30 protein-coding genes and 3 pseudogenes are annotated in these 16,970 nt (G+C 59.1%); all 33 read right to left on the reverse strand.

Annotated elements, in window-relative coordinates:
• Window positions 1-27 precede the first annotated feature (27 nt).
• Window positions 28-474, reverse strand: a complete 447-nt coding sequence (gene rplQ, locus VGR81_02260) for a 50S ribosomal protein L17 (protein HEV2287757.1) — start codon at window positions 472-474, stop codon at window positions 28-30.
• A 13-nt stretch (window positions 475-487) separates the two neighbouring features.
• A complete protein-coding gene (locus tag VGR81_02265; protein HEV2287758.1) occupies window positions 488-1,516 on the reverse strand; it encodes a DNA-directed RNA polymerase subunit alpha in 1,029 nt (342 codons plus the stop codon).
• Window positions 1,517-1,580: 64 nt separating this feature from the next.
• Window positions 1,581-2,213, reverse strand: a complete 633-nt coding sequence (rpsD, locus tag VGR81_02270) for a 30S ribosomal protein S4 (GenBank protein HEV2287759.1) — start codon at window positions 2,211-2,213, stop codon at window positions 1,581-1,583.
• A gap of 34 nt (window positions 2,214-2,247) precedes the next feature.
• Window positions 2,248-2,712 carry a 30S ribosomal protein S11 gene (gene rpsK, locus VGR81_02275; GenBank protein ID HEV2287760.1) on the reverse strand — a complete coding sequence of 155 codons (465 nt, stop codon included), beginning with the start codon at window positions 2,710-2,712 and terminating at the stop codon, window positions 2,248-2,250.
• A gap of 24 nt (window positions 2,713-2,736) precedes the next feature.
• Window positions 2,737-3,123 carry a 30S ribosomal protein S13 gene (gene rpsM, locus VGR81_02280; protein ID HEV2287761.1) on the reverse strand — a complete coding sequence of 129 codons (387 nt, stop codon included), beginning with the start codon at window positions 3,121-3,123 and terminating at the stop codon, window positions 2,737-2,739.
• A gap of 24 nt (window positions 3,124-3,147) precedes the next feature.
• On the reverse strand, window positions 3,148-3,261 hold the full coding sequence (rpmJ, locus tag VGR81_02285) for a 50S ribosomal protein L36 (protein ID HEV2287762.1): 114 nt from the start codon (window positions 3,259-3,261) through the stop codon (window positions 3,148-3,150).
• 22 nt (window positions 3,262-3,283) lie between these two features.
• Entirely contained in the window at window positions 3,284-3,547 is a 264-nt protein-coding gene (infA, locus tag VGR81_02290) for a translation initiation factor IF-1 (protein HEV2287763.1), read from the reverse strand.
• A 36-nt stretch (window positions 3,548-3,583) separates the two neighbouring features.
• Window positions 3,584-4,357 carry a type I methionyl aminopeptidase gene (gene map / locus VGR81_02295; GenBank protein HEV2287764.1) on the reverse strand — a complete coding sequence of 258 codons (774 nt, stop codon included), beginning with the start codon at window positions 4,355-4,357 and terminating at the stop codon, window positions 3,584-3,586.
• Window positions 4,354-5,046 (reverse strand): adenylate kinase, encoded by a 693-nt coding sequence (locus VGR81_02300; GenBank protein ID HEV2287765.1) that lies wholly within the window; start codon window positions 5,044-5,046, stop codon window positions 4,354-4,356. The genes map and VGR81_02300 overlap by 4 nt, the downstream gene beginning before the upstream one ends.
• Before the next feature lie 2 nt (window positions 5,047-5,048).
• Complete coding sequence (secY, locus tag VGR81_02305; protein HEV2287766.1) at window positions 5,049-6,452, reverse strand: preprotein translocase subunit SecY; 1,404 nt, start codon at window positions 6,450-6,452, stop codon at window positions 5,049-5,051.
• Window positions 6,449-6,898 (reverse strand): 50S ribosomal protein L15, encoded by a 450-nt coding sequence (gene rplO / locus VGR81_02310; protein HEV2287767.1) that lies wholly within the window; start codon window positions 6,896-6,898, stop codon window positions 6,449-6,451. The genes secY and rplO overlap by 4 nt, the downstream gene beginning before the upstream one ends.
• An 11-nt stretch (window positions 6,899-6,909) precedes the next feature.
• The gene (gene rpmD, locus VGR81_02315) at window positions 6,910-7,104 is read right to left on the reverse strand and encodes a 50S ribosomal protein L30 (protein ID HEV2287768.1); all 195 of its coding nucleotides are present in this window, start codon (window positions 7,102-7,104) and stop codon (window positions 6,910-6,912) included.
• Window positions 7,105-7,119: 15 nt separating this feature from the next.
• On the reverse strand, window positions 7,120-7,656 hold the full coding sequence (rpsE, locus tag VGR81_02320) for a 30S ribosomal protein S5 (GenBank protein HEV2287769.1): 537 nt from the start codon (window positions 7,654-7,656) through the stop codon (window positions 7,120-7,122).
• A 5-nt stretch (window positions 7,657-7,661) separates the two neighbouring features.
• Window positions 7,662-8,042 carry a 50S ribosomal protein L18 gene (gene rplR / locus VGR81_02325; GenBank protein ID HEV2287770.1) on the reverse strand — a complete coding sequence of 127 codons (381 nt, stop codon included), beginning with the start codon at window positions 8,040-8,042 and terminating at the stop codon, window positions 7,662-7,664.
• Between the two features lie 39 nt (window positions 8,043-8,081).
• Window positions 8,082-8,627, reverse strand: coding sequence for a 50S ribosomal protein L6 (gene rplF, locus VGR81_02330; GenBank protein ID HEV2287771.1), 546 nt, complete (start codon window positions 8,625-8,627; stop codon window positions 8,082-8,084).
• Between the two features lie 4 nt (window positions 8,628-8,631).
• On the reverse strand, window positions 8,632-9,027 hold the full coding sequence (gene rpsH / locus VGR81_02335; protein HEV2287772.1) for a 30S ribosomal protein S8: 396 nt from the start codon (window positions 9,025-9,027) through the stop codon (window positions 8,632-8,634).
• 9 nt (window positions 9,028-9,036) lie between these two features.
• Window positions 9,037-9,222: a type Z 30S ribosomal protein S14 gene (locus VGR81_02340; GenBank protein HEV2287773.1), complete on the reverse strand. Its 186-nt coding sequence runs from the start codon at window positions 9,220-9,222 to the stop codon at window positions 9,037-9,039.
• Window positions 9,223-9,266: 44 nt separating this feature from the next.
• A complete protein-coding gene (rplE, locus tag VGR81_02345) occupies window positions 9,267-9,806 on the reverse strand; it encodes a 50S ribosomal protein L5 (protein ID HEV2287774.1) in 540 nt (179 codons plus the stop codon).
• A 38-nt stretch (window positions 9,807-9,844) separates the two neighbouring features.
• The gene (rplX, locus tag VGR81_02350; protein HEV2287775.1) at window positions 9,845-10,195 is read right to left on the reverse strand and encodes a 50S ribosomal protein L24; all 351 of its coding nucleotides are present in this window, start codon (window positions 10,193-10,195) and stop codon (window positions 9,845-9,847) included.
• Window positions 10,196-10,197: 2 nt separating this feature from the next.
• Window positions 10,198-10,566: a 50S ribosomal protein L14 gene (gene rplN, locus VGR81_02355; GenBank protein HEV2287776.1), complete on the reverse strand. Its 369-nt coding sequence runs from the start codon at window positions 10,564-10,566 to the stop codon at window positions 10,198-10,200.
• A 21-nt stretch (window positions 10,567-10,587) separates the two neighbouring features.
• On the reverse strand, window positions 10,588-10,890 hold the full coding sequence (rpsQ, locus tag VGR81_02360) for a 30S ribosomal protein S17 (GenBank protein ID HEV2287777.1): 303 nt from the start codon (window positions 10,888-10,890) through the stop codon (window positions 10,588-10,590).
• Window positions 10,891-11,024: 134 nt separating this feature from the next.
• Window positions 11,025-11,213, reverse strand: a pseudogene (gene rpmC, locus VGR81_02365) (50S ribosomal protein L29).
• Window positions 11,213-11,629, reverse strand: coding sequence for a 50S ribosomal protein L16 (gene rplP, locus VGR81_02370; protein HEV2287778.1), 417 nt, complete (start codon window positions 11,627-11,629; stop codon window positions 11,213-11,215). Before rplP ends, rpmC begins: the two are co-directional and overlap by 1 nt.
• Before the next feature lie 30 nt (window positions 11,630-11,659).
• Entirely contained in the window at window positions 11,660-12,331 is a 672-nt protein-coding gene (gene rpsC, locus VGR81_02375; protein ID HEV2287779.1) for a 30S ribosomal protein S3, read from the reverse strand.
• A gap of 174 nt (window positions 12,332-12,505) precedes the next feature.
• Window positions 12,506-12,841: pseudogene (gene rplV, locus VGR81_02380) on the reverse strand (50S ribosomal protein L22).
• Between the two features lie 176 nt (window positions 12,842-13,017).
• Window positions 13,018-13,269 (reverse strand): annotated as a pseudogene (rpsS, locus tag VGR81_02385) (30S ribosomal protein S19).
• 18 nt (window positions 13,270-13,287) lie between these two features.
• On the reverse strand, window positions 13,288-13,584 hold the full coding sequence (locus VGR81_02390) for a hypothetical protein (protein ID HEV2287780.1): 297 nt from the start codon (window positions 13,582-13,584) through the stop codon (window positions 13,288-13,290).
• Window positions 13,585-13,652: 68 nt separating this feature from the next.
• Entirely contained in the window at window positions 13,653-14,474 is an 822-nt protein-coding gene (gene rplB / locus VGR81_02395; GenBank protein ID HEV2287781.1) for a 50S ribosomal protein L2, read from the reverse strand.
• A gap of 46 nt (window positions 14,475-14,520) precedes the next feature.
• Window positions 14,521-14,817: a 50S ribosomal protein L23 gene (locus tag VGR81_02400; GenBank protein HEV2287782.1), complete on the reverse strand. Its 297-nt coding sequence runs from the start codon at window positions 14,815-14,817 to the stop codon at window positions 14,521-14,523.
• Window positions 14,818-14,819: 2 nt separating this feature from the next.
• Window positions 14,820-15,632, reverse strand: coding sequence for a 50S ribosomal protein L4 (rplD, locus tag VGR81_02405; GenBank protein ID HEV2287783.1), 813 nt, complete (start codon window positions 15,630-15,632; stop codon window positions 14,820-14,822).
• A gap of 10 nt (window positions 15,633-15,642) precedes the next feature.
• Window positions 15,643-16,284 carry a 50S ribosomal protein L3 gene (gene rplC, locus VGR81_02410; GenBank protein ID HEV2287784.1) on the reverse strand — a complete coding sequence of 214 codons (642 nt, stop codon included), beginning with the start codon at window positions 16,282-16,284 and terminating at the stop codon, window positions 15,643-15,645.
• A gap of 121 nt (window positions 16,285-16,405) precedes the next feature.
• Window positions 16,406-16,741: a 30S ribosomal protein S10 gene (gene rpsJ, locus VGR81_02415; protein ID HEV2287785.1), complete on the reverse strand. Its 336-nt coding sequence runs from the start codon at window positions 16,739-16,741 to the stop codon at window positions 16,406-16,408.
• A 3-nt stretch (window positions 16,742-16,744) separates the two neighbouring features.
• Window positions 16,745-16,970 (reverse strand): elongation factor Tu (gene tuf, locus VGR81_02420; protein ID HEV2287786.1); only part of this gene is annotated, 226 nt, incomplete at its 5' end.

Raw genomic sequence — 16,970 nt, forward strand, 5'->3', positions numbered from 1 at the left:
GCTTGCTTTTCTTGACGCGGCAATTTTCTAGCTGGACGCCTTCGCGGTTTCCTTTTCCGCTGCTTCCGGCGCTTCCTGAGTTTTCTCGCGCTTCGCTTTCTTCTCTTTCTTTTTGAGCTCCGACCCAAGCAGCTCAAGAATCGCTAGCTCGGCGCCGTCACCGATGCGCCAACCGGCGCGGACGATGCGCGTATAACCGCCGGCGCGATCCAAAAACCGCGGTGCGATTTCGGCAAAAAGCTTGCGCGTGGCGTCTTTCGTTTGCAAAAACGCCGCCGCCTGGCGCCTGGCGTGAAGTGTGTCGCGCTTGCCGAGCGTAATCATACGCTCGACGAGCGGACGAGCCGCGCGCGCGCGCGCGATCGTGGTGGTGATGCGCTCGCGCTCGATGACATTCGTCACCAGATTGCGAAGCACGGCGCGGCGATGGGCCGGTTGTTTACCGAGTTTGCTTCCCGCTACTAGATGTCGCATGCGAGTCGTTTCCTTAGAAAGCCGTGGTTTCTTCCGGCGCCGGCGGAGCCGTCTGGCTCGGCAGCGGCGGCCAGATAATGCGGCCGTGCTCATCGAACTTCATGCCGAGCGAGAGGCCCATCTTCTGGAGTATGTCCTTGATTTCGTTCAGAGACTTGCGGCCGAAATTTTTGGTCTTGAGCATTTCGGCTTCGGTCTTCTGCACGAGTTCGCGCAGACTTTGAATATTTGCATTCTTCAGGCAGTTGTAAGAGCGAACCGAAAGCTCGAGCTCCTCGACGGAGCGATCGAGATGCTCGAGGCGCGGATCGCTGAAATTCTCGACCACTTCCTCGGGCAGCTCGGGCTGCTCCTCGAAATTGATGAAGATGCTCATGTGATCCTTAATGAGCTTCGACGCGAAGCCGATGGAGTCCTGCGGCGTGATGGCGCCGTTGGTCCAGACTTCGAGGGTCAATTTCTCGTAGTCGGTCATCTGGCCAAGACGAGCTGCCTCGACCGAGTAATTCACCTTGCGCACGGGAGAATGAACCGAGTCGATCGGAATGTAGCCGATGGGCAGGTCCTCGTCGAAGTTGCGGTCGGCGGCAACATAGCCGCGGCCGTTCTTGACACGAATCTCCATTTCGAGCTTTCCGCCTTCGCTCACAGTGGCCAGATAAACGTTCTTGTCCAGGACGGCGATGTCGGCGTCCTCTTCGATTTTCGCCGAAGTGACTGGCCCAGGCGTATCGACGACGAGCGAGATGGTTTTCGGTTGATCCGAATTCAGTTTCAACGGCACCTGCTTCAAATTCAGGATGATGTCTGTGGCATCTTCGACTACGCCCGGAATCGGAGAAAATTCATGCAGCACGCCTTCGATTTTCACGGCTGTGATTGCGGCGCCTTCGATCGAACTCAAGAGAGCGCGGCGCAGCGCATTGCCCACCGTGGTGCCCCAACCGCGCTCAAACGGCTGCGCGGAGAATTTTCCGTACTTATCCGTCAGCGACTCAAGTTCCGCCGCCAAACGCTTCGGTTTCTGAAACCCTTTCCACATTTTCTCTTCCCTCCTGGCTCGCTCGGCGCGAGCCTCGCCCCAAACTCTTTGCGACGCGCTGCGCTTACTTGGAATACAACTCGACGATAAGCTGTTCGTTCATCGCCGGAGTCTGCACGTCGTCGCGGCGCGGCAAAGCCAGCACGCGCGCTTTGAAATTCTCACGGTCGATTTCAAGCCACGGCACTGCGTTCTGATTCTGCGCCAGATTTCGCGCTTCGAGCACCATGGCGTTCTGATGCATCTTCTGCCGGATGGTAATATCGTCTCCCACTTTCACCAGATAGTTCGGAATATTCACTTTGTGGCCTCCGACGAGCACGTGGCCATGGGAAACGAGCTGCCGCGCCTGCGAACGAGAACTGGCCAGACCCGCGCGATACATCACGTTATCCAGCCTGCGCTCGAGCATGACCATCAAATTCGAGCCCGTGGGCCCCTGCGCACGCGCCGCCTTCTGGTAATAGTGGCGGAACTGGCGCTCAAGCAAGCCGTAGGTGCGCTTCATCTTCTGCTTCTCGCGCAACTGCACGCCGTAGCCGACCATTTTCGGGCGGCGCGCCTGACCGTGCTGGCCGGGAACAAAATTGCGTTTTTCGATGGCACATTTTTCCGTAAAACACCGGAGGCCCTTGAGGAAGAGTTTCATCCCTTCCCTGCGGCACAGCCGGCAAACCGCTTCACGATGTCTTGCCAATTCTGCTTCTCCTTTGCTCTTCCCTAAAAACCGATCAGACGCGGCGGCGCTTCGGCGGGCGGCAGCCGTTATGCGGCACCGGCGTCACGTCTTTAATCAATCGAATGTGCAAGCCCGCGGAAGCCAAAGCACGCACGGCGGACTCGCGCCCGGCACCCGGGCCTTTCACGCGGACTTCAATCGACTTCATGCCGTATTGGTCGCGCGCAACCCCAGCCGCGGTCATAGCGGCCTGCTGGGCCGCATACGGCGTGCCCTTGCGAGAGCCCTTGAAGCCCACGGAGCCAGCCGAAGCCCAGCTCACCACGCGGCCTTCGGGGTCGCTCAACGTGATGATCGTGTTGTTGAACGTCGCTTGAACATAAGCCGTGCCCTGCGGCACCACACGCTTCTCCCTCTTCTTGCGGAATTCCTTCTTCCGCTTCGCGGTTTTGCCTGTCGCGGCGGCCTTGCCTGCCGCTGGCGCTCCACCCTCTTGCTGTTGCGGTTCCTTTGCCACGAGTGCTCTTCTCCTTGGGCCGCGTTACTTGCGGACCGCGGCTTTCTTCTTGGCTGCCACGGCGCCCTTGCGCGGGCCTTTGCGCGTGCGGGCGTTTGTGTGCGTGCGCTGGCCGCGGACCGGCAAATTGCGGCGATGACGCAGGCCGCGGTAGCACTGAATCTCGATCAGCCGCCGGATGTTCATCTGCATCTCCTTGCGGAGATCGCCCTCGACGCGGCCCTCGGATTCAATCGCCTGGCGGATATGATTGACTTCGTCTTCGCTCAAATCCTTGATTTTCTTGAAGTGATCGACATTCGCTTTCGCGCAGAGCTCCTTCGCCCGCGCCTGACCGATCCCATAGATCGCCGTAAGCCCGATCCAAAGGCGCTTATTGGGCCCCAACTCCACGCCCGCTATACGTGCCATCTCGCTTCCTCCCTAACCGAAAAACTAACCCTGGCGCTGGCGGTGCTTTGGATTGCTGCAAACCACACGAACCACGCCGCGCCGGTGGACAATCTTGCATTTCATGCAAATCTTTTTAACTGACGCGCGAACTTTCATTTTCTGCTCCCTGCTCCCGCCGCTACTTATAGCGATAGACGATGCGGCCGCGAGTCAAATCGTACGGCGAAAGCTCGACCGCAACTTTGTCTCCCGGCAGGATGCGAATGAAATTCTTGCGCATCTTGCCGGAAATGTGCGCGAGCACCTGATGCTTATTCTCGAGCTCGACGCGAAACATCGCGTTTGGCAACGGCTCAATCACCGTGGCCATCACTTCAATGGCGTCCTCTTTCGGATTCCCGGAGTCCGCCTTCTTCGGTTCGTCGTGCGGTCTATTTGCCATGCGCTCCTATGCGACCAAGTTCTCCAACCATTTCGCCTACCAAACCGGACCGGCGGCATCGCGCGGACGGGTCAAAATCCACGGGCCATTTTCCGTGACAGCGACGGTGTGCTCAAAATGCGCCGAGTCGCTTCCATCGCATGTCACAGCAGTCCACTGATCGTCCAGAACACGAACTTCCGGGCCGCCGACATTCACCATCGGCTCGATGGCAAGGACCATGCCCTTCTGCAACTTCGGCCCATGCCCCGGCTCGCCGTAATTCGGCAGCTGGAGATCTTCGTGCATCTTCGTGCCAATGCTGTGGCCGACAAACTCGCGGACCACGGAAAAGCCATTTTGTTCGACGTGCTGCTGCACCGCAGCGGAAATGTCCGTCAGGCGATTGCCGGGCCGAATTTTGTCGATGCCGCACTCGAGCGCTTCGCGCGTAACGCGCAGGAGCCTCTCGTGAGCCGGATCGACCTTTCCAACGGGAACGGTCAGCGCCGCATCGCCGAAGTAGCTGTCGAGTTCGACTCCAAAATCCATCGAAAGAATGTCCCCTTCTTTCACGGAACGCTTCGCCGAAGGAATCCCATGCACGACTTCATTGTTGATCGAGGTGCAGAGCGATTTCGGATACCCGTGATAGCCCTTGAACGCGGGACGCGCGCCGTGTTCCTTGGCGTACCCTTCCGCGAACTCGTCGAGCTCCATCGTTGTCACGCCGGGCCGAATCATTTTCCGCAATTCCGTCAATGCTCCCCAGACGACCATGCCGGCACGATGCATCGTTTCCAGTTCTTCCTGCGAACGGCAAATAATCATGCGCGAGCCTCAAACTTCGAGAGCGCGCTGAAAACCGATGCCGTCACGGTCTCCATGCTGGCCGCACCGTCCACTTCATGGAGCACACCTTGCGAACGGTAATACTCCACGAGCGTCTTGGTCTGCCGGTCGTATGCTGCGAGCCGCTCCCGAATCACTTCCGGCTTATCATCGGCGCGCTGCACGAGTTCTCCGCCATCTACATCGCAGCGGCCATCGAGCCTCGGCGGACGATCATAAATATTGTAAATTTCGCCGCACGCCTTGCACGTTCGCCGACCCGTCAGCCGCCGCATCAAAACATCTTCCGCAACGTCGAAGTAAATCACCGCCGGCGCGCCCAAACCCTGCTTCTTCAAAATTGCGCTGAGCGCTTCCGCTTGCGCGACGGTGCGCGGGAAACCGTCAAAAACGAATCCGTTCCTGCAATCCGGGCGCGCGGTGCGTTCCTCAACCATTCGCAACACAAGCGCGTCGGATACCAATTCGCCGCGTTCCATCACGGGCTTCGCCAGCAGCCCCAATTCCGTGCCGCGACTCACGTTCTCCCGCAGCATGTCGCCCGTGGAAAGATGCGGCACGCCAGACCTCGACGCCACGAGCTTGGCCTGCGTTCCCTTTCCCGCTCCGGGTGGCCCGAGAAAAATCACCGCACGAGCGAGCATCTTCGCTGACTGGTGCTGCGTCACGATCAAGCACCATGGCCACGCGCCCGTCCGCGGCGAGTAAAGCCTTCATAATTACGCATGACGAGCTGCGCTTCGAGCTGCTGTACCGTGTCCATAGCGACGCCAACCACGATCAAGAGCGAAGTGCCGCCGAAATAGAAGTTGACGTTCAAACCTTCGAGAATGAAGCGCCAGAAATGCTCGTCAATCCAATTGCCGACCAAAGGCAAGTGCTGCAGGTGAATGCCGGAGATCATCCACTCCGGAATGACGCACACGAGAGCCAGATACAGCCCGCCGACAAGCGTCAAGCGCGTCAACACCTTGTTGATATGCTCCGACGTATTGCGGCCCGGGCGAATGCCGGGAATGAAGCCGCCGTACTTGCGCATGTTGTCAGCAAGCTCTGTGGGATTAAAAATAATTCCCACATAAAAAAACGCGAAGAAAACGATCAGCAAAACGTAAATCAGCGTATACAGAGGCTCGCCCCATGCAAAGGTGCGCGCGAAGCTCTGCAGAAACGCCGAGCGGTTCTGAAAAACCATGGCGATCGTCTGCGGAAAAGTCAGCAGCGAACTCGCGAAGATCGGCGGAATCACGCCGCCGGAATTGACGCGCAGCGGCAGATAGGTCATCTGGCCGCCCATGACTTTGCGGCCCATGACGCGCTTGGCGTACTGCACAGGAATGCGGCGCTGGCCGCGCTCGACGAACACGATGAACGCCACGACTGCAACCATCAGAACCAGCAGGCTCACGATGGCGATCGGGCCGTAGGCCCCCCATTGTCCGCTTGTGGTCATTTGCCACAAATCTTCGACGGCGCGCGGCAGTCCGACCACGATGCCGGCGAAAATGATGAGCGACATTCCGTTGCCGATGCCGCGGTCGCTGATCTGCTCACCGAGCCACATGATGAAGGCCGAGCCAGTCGTCAACGTCAGGACCGTCATGGCGACGAAGCGTATGCCCGGGTGATACACGAGTTGCTGGCCCAAGACATTCTGATGCTGCAACGTGGCCGCGATCGTCAGCGACTGGAAGATGCTCAAAATGATCGTCAGGTAGCGCGTATACTGCGTAATTTTCTTGCGGCCCAGCTCGCCTTCTTTTTTCAGGCGATCCAAATAGGGCCACACGACAACCATCAATTCGAGAATGATCGCCGCCGTAATGTACGGCATGATGCCCAAAGCGAAAATCGACAAGCGGCGCAGGTTGCCGCCGCTGAACAAGTCCACGATGCCGAGAACGGAATTGCGGTTTTGCTGGAACAAGCTGAGAAGCAGTTCGTTATTGATTCCGGGCGTGGTGATGAACGCGCCCAGCCGGTAAACGGCCAGAATCATCAACGTGAAAAGACACCGGTTGCGGAGGTCCGGCGTAGTGATGATATTCCGAAATGCTTCGACAAGCTTTCTCATTGCAAAACTTCGACCTTACCCCCGGCGGAAGCGATTTTCTGCTCCGCGGAACGGCTGAACTTGTGCGCGTGCACGGTGAGCGCGACTTTCAGTTCGCCATCGCCCAAAATCTTGATGCCATCGCGCCGAACATGAATGATGCCGCGCGCTTCGAGCGTGTCCGGCGTGACAGTCTCGCCGGCGCTGAAGGCATTGAGCATTTCGACGTTTACGATGGCGTACTCCTTGTGATGCAAACTGTGAAATCCGCGCTTCGGCAGGCGGCGATGCAAAGGCATCTGGCCGCCTTCAAATCCGGGACGCCGCGAATAGCCGCGACGCGACTGCTGGCCCTTGTTTCCCGCGCCGGCGGTCTTTCCCATCTTCGAGCCCATGCCGCGGCCCACGCGAACCTTGCGATGGCGCGACCCGCGCGGTGGCTTCAAATTGGATAGCTTTACGCTCATGATGTGCCCCGTTACTCCTCGATGCGAACCAGATGATGGACTCGCGCGATCATGCCGCGGATGGACGGATTATCCGGACGCTCGACAACCTGATTCATCCGGCGAAATCCCAAGCCGCGAATCGTCTGGCGCATGCTGCGCGGGCAGCCAATGAAGCTGACTACCCAGCGTATCTTCAACGTGTCCGATTTTTTCTTTGTCGCCATATCGTTTTCAAATCCTTACGCGGTTGCCGCTTCTGCCGCTTTGCCGCGCTCCTCGTTCACTTTCGCTGCGTCTTTCAAATGCAGGAGCGCATCGAAGGTCGCTTTGATCACATTGTGCGGATTCGACGTACCGATCGATTTGGTCAGCACGTTTTGAATTCCCGCAACTTCCATCACCGCGCGCACCGGACCGCCGGCAATGATTCCAGTTCCTTCCGGCGCGGGCTTCAGCAGTACTTGCCCTGAACCGTAACGGCCAAGAACCTGATGAGGAATTGACGAGCCTTTCAGATTGAGCTTGACCATATTCTTCTTCGCCTGCTCGATAGCCTTGCGAATCGCCATGGGAACTTCGCGCGCCTTGCCCATACCAAAGCCGGCGTGGCCATTTTGATCGCCGACAACGACCAGCGCGGAAAAACTGAGGTTTTTGCCTCCCTTGACGACCTTCGTGACGCGATTGATGTTGACGACCTGATCTTTGACGTTGGCCGGATTGGCGTCAATCTGCCGGCGAACTGCAAGCGTGTCTTTGAGCTCTTGTTTCGGCATAAGCTTCAGAACTTCAATCCCGCCTCTCGAGCCGCTTCAGCGAGCGCCTGAATACGGCCATGATATTGGTAGCCACCGCGGTCGAAGACCACCTTCTCGACTCCCGCCGCTTTGGCGCGCTCGGCAATGATTTTGCCGACGATCTTCGCGGCGGCGACATTGCCTCCGCCCTTGATCTGCTTCTTCACATCGGCATCGAGCGAACTGGCCGACGCGATGGTGTGCCCCTTGCGGTCGTCAATTACCTGTGCGCGGATATGCTTAATCGAGCGATATACGCAAAGACGGGGCCGCTCTTCGGTTCCCACAAGCGTCTGCCGCATGCGCTGATGAATCCGCTGGCGGTGCAAGTCACGCGACAATTTTCGTACTGGAACAACTGCCATTGCTCTTCTCCTTCAACAGCCTGAATCTTCAAGGCCCGCTTACGCCGCGGTCTTGGCTGCGCCAGCTTTTCCGGCCTTCTTCTTCAAGCGCTCGCCGACGATGCGAATACCTTTTTGCTTGTACGGATCGGGTGGCCGGAGCCCGCGAATATTCGCGGCTACCTGTCCGACAACTCCTTTGTCCGCGCCGGTCACCGTGACATGCGTCTGCTTGTCGACGGCGATCTGAATCCCCTCAGGAATCGGAAAGTTGATCGGATGCGAATAGCCGAGGGCGAAGACGACGCTCTTGCCTTTGACCTCCGCACGATAGCCGACGCCCACGATGTCGAGTTCCTTTTTGAATCCTTCGGTTACGCCCTTTACGGCATTGGCGACGAGCGCGCGAGCCAGACCGTGCAGCGCACGCTGCATTTCGTTCTGCCGCGTAGCGACCAAATGGCCATCCTTCTGCTCGAATTTGATCTTCCCGGGAACGGGAACGCGCATCTTGCCCTTGGGGCCCTGGATTTCGATGGCGTCCGCTGCGATGCTCACTTTCACGCCACTCGGAATCGCGATCGGTTTTTTTCCTATACGCGACATAGCTCTACCAAACCTCGCACAAAAGTTCGCCGCCGACGCCTTCTTTTCGCGCCGTGTGACCGCTCATGATGCCGCGCGGCGTCGAAAGAATCGCCACGCCCATTCCGCCGACGACGGGACGGATTTCGTTCTTGCCTACGTACCGCCGACAGCCGGGACGGGAAATGCGCTTGAGGCCGGTCAGAACACTGCGCTTGTCGGGCGTGTAACGGAAGAACACGCGCAAGACCTTGCGTTTATTTTCGTCGACCAGCTTGTACGTGGAAACGTAGCCTTCTTCCTTCAGAATGCGGGCAATCTCCACCTTCATTTTGGACGCGGGCAAATCCACGCGCGGATGGCGCGCCCGCACGGCATTGCGCATGCGCGTCAGCATGTCAGCTATAGGGTCAGTATTCATCGATCGTCCTTACCAGCTCGCCTTCGTCACGCCGGGGATTTCTCCCTTGAGCGCCAAGCCGCGGAAACAGATGCGGCACATTTCGAATTTGCGCAGAAACGCGCGCGGCCGGCCGCAAATGCGGCAGCGGTTGCGAACGCGAATCTTGTACTTCAACTTCTTCTTCATCTTGGCGCATCGTGCGGTTGTCGCCATCGTTTCTCCTGTAGCCCCTTCGATTCTTAATTCGATTCCAGCCCTTACGACCTCAGTGGCACGCCGAGTAATTTCAAGAGCTCGCGCCCCTCTTCGTCCGTGTGCGCCGATGTAGTGAGCGTGATGTTCATGCCTTTGATCTTGTCCACACGCGTGTAATCGATCTCCGGAAATACCAACTGATCTTTCAGCCCGAGCGTGTAGTTCCCGCGGCCGTCGAACGAATTCCCCGGAAGGCCCTTGAAGTCGCGCACGCGGGGCAGAACGATATTTGCCAACCTGTCAACAAACTCATACATGCGTTCGCCGCGCAGCGTGACCATGCAGCCGATGGGCATGCCCTTGCGGATTTTGAAATTCGCGATGGATTTCTTCGCGCGCGTAATCACAGGCTTCTGCCCGGTGATCTGCCCAAGCTCCTGCACGGCCACATCGAGTAGCTTGACGTTCTGGCTCGCTTCGCCGAGCCCGATATTCACCGTGACTTTCTTCAGCCGCGGGACGGCCATGGGATTCGTATAGCCGAAGCGCTTCGAGAGCGCCGGCATGGCCTCTTTGCGGTACCGTTCATGTAGTCGGCTCATCATATTCTGGCAGCCTTCGCTGGTATTCTCTTCATCTGTCAGCCTTCGATCGCCGCATGACAGCGGCGGCAGCTTCGCGCCTTCGAGCCGTCGGACAAGATCGTCGCGCCGATGCGCGCATGCTTGCCGCAACTCGGGCAGACAATCATCACGTTCGACAGATGAATCGGACCTTCCTTATCCAAAATCCCGCCGCGAATATTCTTCGACGGATTCGGCTTGGTGTGCTTCTTGATGATATTGGCGTGCTCGACCGTCACCCGGCGCTTCACCGGATCGACGCTCAGCACGCGGCCGCTCTTGCCCTTGTCGCGGCCAGCCATAATTTTCACGGTGTCGCCGCGACGGATCAAAATCGGATGCTTTTCTGGCGCTCGACGCTGGCGCATGACTACCAAACCTCCGGCGCAAGAGAGATGATTTTCGTGAACTTCCTCTCGCGCAATTCACGCGCCACAGGCCCAAACACGCGTGTTCCCACCGGCTCGCCAGCTTCGTTGATGAGAACCGCAGCATTGTCGTCAAAGCGGATGTAGGTTCCATCCTTGCGCCGATGCTCTTTCCGTGTGCGCACAACGACTGCTTTCACCACCGTTCCCTGCTTGACCTGGCTATCCGGCGCCGCTTCTTTCACAGAGGCGGTGACCACGTCGCCAAGACCAGCGACAAGCCCGGCATCGCCGCCCAGCGGTAAAATTGCCGTCAACTGCCGCGCGCCGGAATTATCGGCGACGGTCAGCCACGTTCGCATCTGAACCATGCGCTTGCTCCCCTATTCCCGTTACGCTACGCGCCGCGAGCGGGCCACGATTTCAGCCAGACGCCAGCGCTTGAGTTTCGACAACGGACGGCTGGCAACGATACGCACTGTGTCGCCTGGCCGCGCTTCATTCTGCTCGTCGTGCGCGTAATATTTCTTGCTGCTGCGCGTGACGCGCATGTATTTGCGGTGCTGCGTCGTGCGCGTCACTTTGACGACGATGGTCTTGCTCATCTTCGAGCTGGTGACTACACCGGTTAATTCCTGGCGCGCGCCGCGCTCCTGCCGGTGCTCTGCCGCGCCGCTCGTTGCTTCACTGGCCATCTGGCTTCCTCACGTTATTCGGCTTTCTTCCCGCGGCTCGAACGCTTATGCGTCGGCCGCTTTGAAACTTGCTTTTGCTCCGCTGCTTTTTCCGATTTCTCGCGCGCTTTGGGAGCTGTAATCGGACGCCCCAGCTCTTTCATGCGAACGAGCGTCTTGACGCGCGCCAGATCGCGCCTGGCTTCGCGCAATTTCTTGACACTCTCGGCCTGGCCGGTCGTCAACTGAAAGCGCAGGTGGAAAATCTGCTCGCCGAGTTCGTGCTCGCGGATGTGCAGTTCGTTCTCATTCAGTTCGCGAAACTTCTCCATGCGGTCCGCCATCAGAGCTCCTCCGCACGCGTAACGAATTTGGTCCGGATAGGCAGCTTCTGCGCAGCCAAGTCCATAGCCTCGGTGGCCGCAGCGATATCCACTCCGGACATCTCAAACATCACGCGTCCCGGCTTCACGACGGCGACCCAGCGTTCTGGCGGCCCTTTGCCCTTGCCCATGCGCGTCTCAGCCGGTTTCTTGGTGAACGGCTTGTCCGGAAAAACTCGAATCCAGAGCTTTCCGCCGCGCTTGATGAATCGCGTAATGGCCACGCGCGCAGCCTCAATCTGGCGGTCGGTAATCCACGCCGGTTCGAGCGCCTTCAGGCCGTACTCTCCAAAAGCCAGCGCCCCGCCGCGCCAGGATTTGCCCGAGCGCCGGCCGCGCTGTTGCTTCCGGTACTTCACTTTTTTCGGCATCAACATAATTCGCTGTCCTTAAACTCCCGCCGCCATTCAGGCGTTCGCGGCTGCAGCGGCGCGCTCTTCTGCGCGTTTCCGCTCCGGCGCATTTTCGCCCTGATAGACCCAGCACTTCACGCCAATCACGCCGTAGGTCGTTTCCGCCTGCGCGAATCCAAAATCAATGTCTGCACGAAGCGTCTGCAGCGGCAGGCGGCCCTGCAAATACCATTCCTTGCGCGCGATTTCCGCGCCATTCAGCCGGCCCGCGACGCGCACCTTGATTCCCTTACAACCGAAGCGCAGCGCGGAATCCACGGCCTTGCGCATGGCGCGGCGAAAAGCCACGCGCTTTTCGAGCTGCAGTGCGATGGACTCAGCCACGAGTTGAGCATCCAGCTCCGGGCGATGCACTTCCTGAATGTCGATGTGCACTTCGCGCTTGGTGCGCTTCTGCACTTCGCCCTTGAGTTTGTCGATCTCCGAGCCTTTGCGGCCGATGATGATTCCCGGACGCGCCGTATAGATGCGCACGACGAGCTTATTGGCGGCGCGCTCGATATCGATCGAATTGATGCCCGCGGACTTCAGCTTGTCCTTGAGCTCCTTGCGCAAAAGAACATCTTCGTGGAGCAAGTCCGCATATTCGCGCTTGGCGAACCAGCGCGACTTCCAGGCTTTGTTGTAGCCCAGGCGAAACCCGTATGGATGCGTCTTCTGACCCAATCTAGCCTCCTACTTCTTGCCTTTCTTCGCTTTGTCCCTGGCTTTCTGCGCCTGCTTGGCCTTGTCTTCGAGCGTTTTGCGCGCTTTGCGCACTGCGCCCTTGATGCCCTTCGAAGCTTCGCGCTCCGCGACCGCAGCCTTCACGCGATCTTCGGCCGCGCGCGCGTGCTCGGCGACTTCGACGACGATGTGGCTGGTGCGTTTCTGATAGCGGAACGCCCGGCCCATCGGCGCCGTGCGCAGCCGCTTCCAGCGCGGACCTTCGTTTACGAAGCAGCGCGAAACATACAGAGTATCGACGTCGAGCGATTCGCCCGCTTCATCCGCCTTATGCTCCGCATTGGCGATGGCGCTGCGCAGCACCTTGGCGATTTCGCGGGCGATGCGCTTCTTCGTAAATTGCAGCGTCTGCAAAGCATCGGCGGCGCGATGGCCGCGAATCAAATCGACCACCAAGCGAGCCTTCTGCGGCGAAACGCGAATGAAGCGCGCGTTGGCCAGGCCGTCAATCGAAGTGTGCGTCAGTGTTTCAGGTGCCATGCGTCTTTCCTATTCTCGAATCTCTAATGTCGTCACGCCTTTGGCGGAGGAGCTCCGCCGCCTGCTGGAGCCGCCCCACCCGCAGCCGGAGCCGCGCCCGGAGCGCCACCCGCTGCGGCGGCGGCCTTTTCGAGCGCTGCTTTGACGGCGTGGCCCTTGAACGTGCGCGTGGGCGCGAATTCGCCGAGCTTGTGTCCTACCATCTGCTCGGTGACGTACACGGGGATGAACTTCTTCCCGTTGTGCACGGCGATCGTGTGACCGACCATCTCGGGCAAAATCGTCGAACGCCGCGACCAGGTCTTGACGACCTTCTTTTCGTTCCGTGCGTTCATCCCTTCAATTTTTTCGCGAAGGGGTTCATCGATAAACGGCCCTTTTTTCAGCGAACGTGGCATCGTCCCTCGATTCTCCTGCTATTCTTCGACGCGGCGCAGCTTCACCCACTGCGCGCGGCGCATGCGCCGAAATCCGCGTACCGGACCCGGCACACGGTGCGAAACCGGGCAAAACGGGCAGACAAAACGCGTACCCTGCGCGTTCGGCGTTTTCTCCACAATGACCGCCCAGCCCGGCTTGCAGATGCGGTACAGCACCTGCGGCTGCGGGGCGATCACTTTCAATTTGCGAACCGGCTTAGCCGCGGGGTGTATGCGCTTGGAAGCGCGCGCGGTTCGCCGCGTGACTCTGCGAGTTGTTCGTGTTGCGCTCATGGTCCTGCTCTCGATTCCCCGCCGCGCCGGGTTCATTTTTTTCTGCTTCTCCTGCCAACTAAAGTCGTTTAAGGCTTCCGCCGCTGCACGATCAAGCGATCAGAAGGCTTCTTTTTGCGCGTCTTCGCGCCCAATGTCGGAAAACCCCAAGGCGTTTGCGGATGATTGCCCTTTACGCGGCCTTCACCGCCGCCATGCGGATGATCCACTGGATTCATCGCCACGCCGCGAACTGTGGGCCTCCGACCACGCCATCGCGTGGCTCCCGCCTTGCCATACGTGATGTTTTCGTGATCCAGATTTCCCAATTGCCCGACCGTGGCCATGCAATCGAGCGAGAATTTGCGCGTTTCGCCCGAAGGCAGTTTCACCAGCGCAATGTCGCCTTCCTTGCTCAACAGTTGCGCTGCGCCGCCCGCCGAGCGCACGACCTGGCCGCCCTTGCCCGGAGCGAGTTCGAGGTTGTGCACCATCGTGCCGGGCGGAATATTGCGGATCGGCAGCGCATTGCCGGGCAGAATGTCTGCGCCAGCGCCGTTCTGCACAGTCATGCCGACCTCGAGACCGACCGGATGCAAGATGTAGCGCTTCTCGCCATCGGCATAATGCAGCAGGGCGATACGCGCCGAGCGGTTCGGGTCGTATTCGATGGCTGCAACTTTCGCCGGAATGCCGGTTTTGTCGCGGCGGTAATCGATGACGCGATACTTCTTCTGATGGCCGCCGCCACGGTGCCACGAAGTGACTTCTCCGTGCGCGTTGCGGCCGCCCGTGCGCTTCTTCGACTCGACCAGCGACTTCTCAGGCGTGTCCTTGGTGATCTCACTGTTGTCGAGCACGGTGAGGAATCGCCGTGCCGGCGTATATGGTCGAAATGATTTCAGTCCCATCGTAATTCCCTCTCGCCTCCGGCTCGACTGCACCGGAAATTTCCGGCTAGAGATTCTCCGCGTATTCCATCATCTTCTCGCCCGGGGCCAGCTTGACGTAAGCCTTCTTCCAGTCCCTCCGGCGCCCTTCCGAACGTCCGCGCCGCCGCAGCTTGCCGTGGTAAATCGCTGTGCGAACATCCGCAACTTTTACTTTGAACGCCTTCTGCACGGCTTCTTTGATCTCCGTCTTCGTAGCATCGCGCGCCACTTCGAAAACGGCAGTGAGCTGCGTTTCCTTCACGCCCATGCCTTTTTCCGTGATGATCGGCCGGCGAATGATTTCGTAAGGTTCGGTCGCCATCGTCAGTCCTTTTTCCCTTTGGGCTTGGCCTTGCTCGGCTTCTTCGCCGCCGGCTTCTTTTCCTTCTTTGCCGCGGACTTTTTGGCTGCGTGCTTTTCTTCGCCATGCGACGATTCAGCCTTCACTGCCTTCGATGCTTTCGCGGGCTGAATCTGCACCGTCTCAGGCGATGCGGTCGCCGGTGCGCTTTCGCTCAACCCCCGGCTCAGTTTTTCAGCGGCTTCGCGTGAGAGCACCAGCGCTTCATGCCGCAGCAAGTCATAAGGCTCAATGGCCGTGGTGCGCACGAGCTTCACGCCTTCCAGATTGCGGCTGGCGCGCTCGAGATTGACGTTTTCCGCGCCATTCACCAGCAGCAGCGTGCGGCTCGCGTCGTCAAGGCGCGTCAGCGTCTGGCGAAACGGCTTGGTCTTGTGCGATTCGAGCTGCCAGTTATCAACCACAACCAATTTCTTGTCCGCCAGTTTCGCGGAGAGCGCGGAGCGCAGCGCGCCCAGGAAAACTTTGCGCGGGATGCGGTACGCGTAGCTGCGCGGCACTGGGCCATGCACTGTGCCGCCATGGCGCCACAGCGGAGAGCGGATCGAACCAATACGCGCGCGGCCTGTGCCCTTCTGCTTCCACAATTTGCGCCCCGAGCCGCTGACTTCACTCTTTTGTTTGGTCTTGTGCGTTCCGGCACGCTGCGAAGCCAGATAATGCCGCACCGTCTCGTGCAGCACATGCGGATTCACTCGCGCCGCAAACACGTCGTCGGCGAGATCAATCTTCCCGACGGTCTTGCCATCCAGATTTTTTACGTCCAGTACGGCCATGTTCGTCTCGCTATTCCGATTTCTTTGCTTTATGAATATAAATGTACGCGCCCGCGGGGCCCGGCACTGCGCCGCGCACGAGCAGCAGATTTTCGTCCGTGTCAATTTTCACGACGCGCAAATTCTTCGACGTCTTGCGCACGTTTCCCAAATGCCCGGGAAAGTGCTGGTTCTTCCAGACACGCGACGGAAACGAACTCGCCCCAATGCCACCCGGCGCGCGATGAAACATCGAACCGTGCGTGTTGTCGCCTCCGGCATAATGCCAGCGCTTGACGCCGCCGGCGAAGCCGCGGCCTTTGCTGATTCCGGCGACGTCGACAAGCTCGCCGACTTTGAAGCCATCGACGAGCACGCGGTCGCCAGTTTTGGTTTCATCCTTCGACTCTTCCAGCCGAAATTCTCCGAGGAAGCGCATGGGCGCAACGCCGGCCTTTTTGAAGTGCCCGGTCATGGCTTTATTCACGCGCTGCGGCTTGATAAATTCCACGAGCCCCAACTGCACCGCGTCGTAACCATGCTTGTCTTTCGAGCGGCGCTCGACGACTACGCACGGCCCAGCTTGCAGTACAGTGCATGGAATCGACGTGCCGTCTTCGCCGAAGACCTGCGTCATTCCCAACTTGATTCCCAATATTCCGTTGACTGCCATAGTCCTTGTTCTTCCCTTTATCTATCGAACGGCAGATCCTTCGCTCGCACGACCGACTTCAGATCCTTCGCTCGCCGCTTCTAGCGGCTTCGCTCAGGATGAAAACGCGCACAGCGCGTTTTCACTTTGCGGCGTGTTCGCGCCCGAAAGCCTTGATTTCAACGTCCACGCCCGGCGGCAAATCGAGCTTCATCAGCGCGTCCACCGTGTCCGGCGTCGGACTGAGAATATCGATGAGCCGCTTGTGCGTACGCATCTCAAACTGTTCGCGCGATTTCTTATCCACGTGCGGCGAACGCAACACCGTCCAGCGATTCACAACCGTTGGCAGCGGAATCGGTCCGGCAACTTCCGCGCCTGTGCGCCGCGCCGTTTCGACAATCTCGCGCGTCGATTGATCGAGAATGCGGTGATCGTAAGCCTTCAAACGAATGCGAATTTTTTCTCCGGTTGACATAGGTTACTCGATGATATCGGTGACGGCGCCGGCGCCGACGGTGTGGCCGCCTTCGCGGATCGCGAACCGCAATCCCTTCTCCAAGGCCACCGGCGTGATCAGACTCACTTCCACGCTTACATTGTCCCCAGGCATCACCATCTCCACTCCCTGCGCCAGCTTCACGTCCCCCGTCACGTCCGTCGTCCGAAAGTAAAACTGCGGCCGGTACCCCGTGAAAAACGGCGTG

This window comes from Candidatus Acidiferrales bacterium (genome assembly GCA_035934015.1).
GTDB lineage: Bacteria > Acidobacteriota > Terriglobia > Acidiferrales > UBA7541 > DAHUXN01.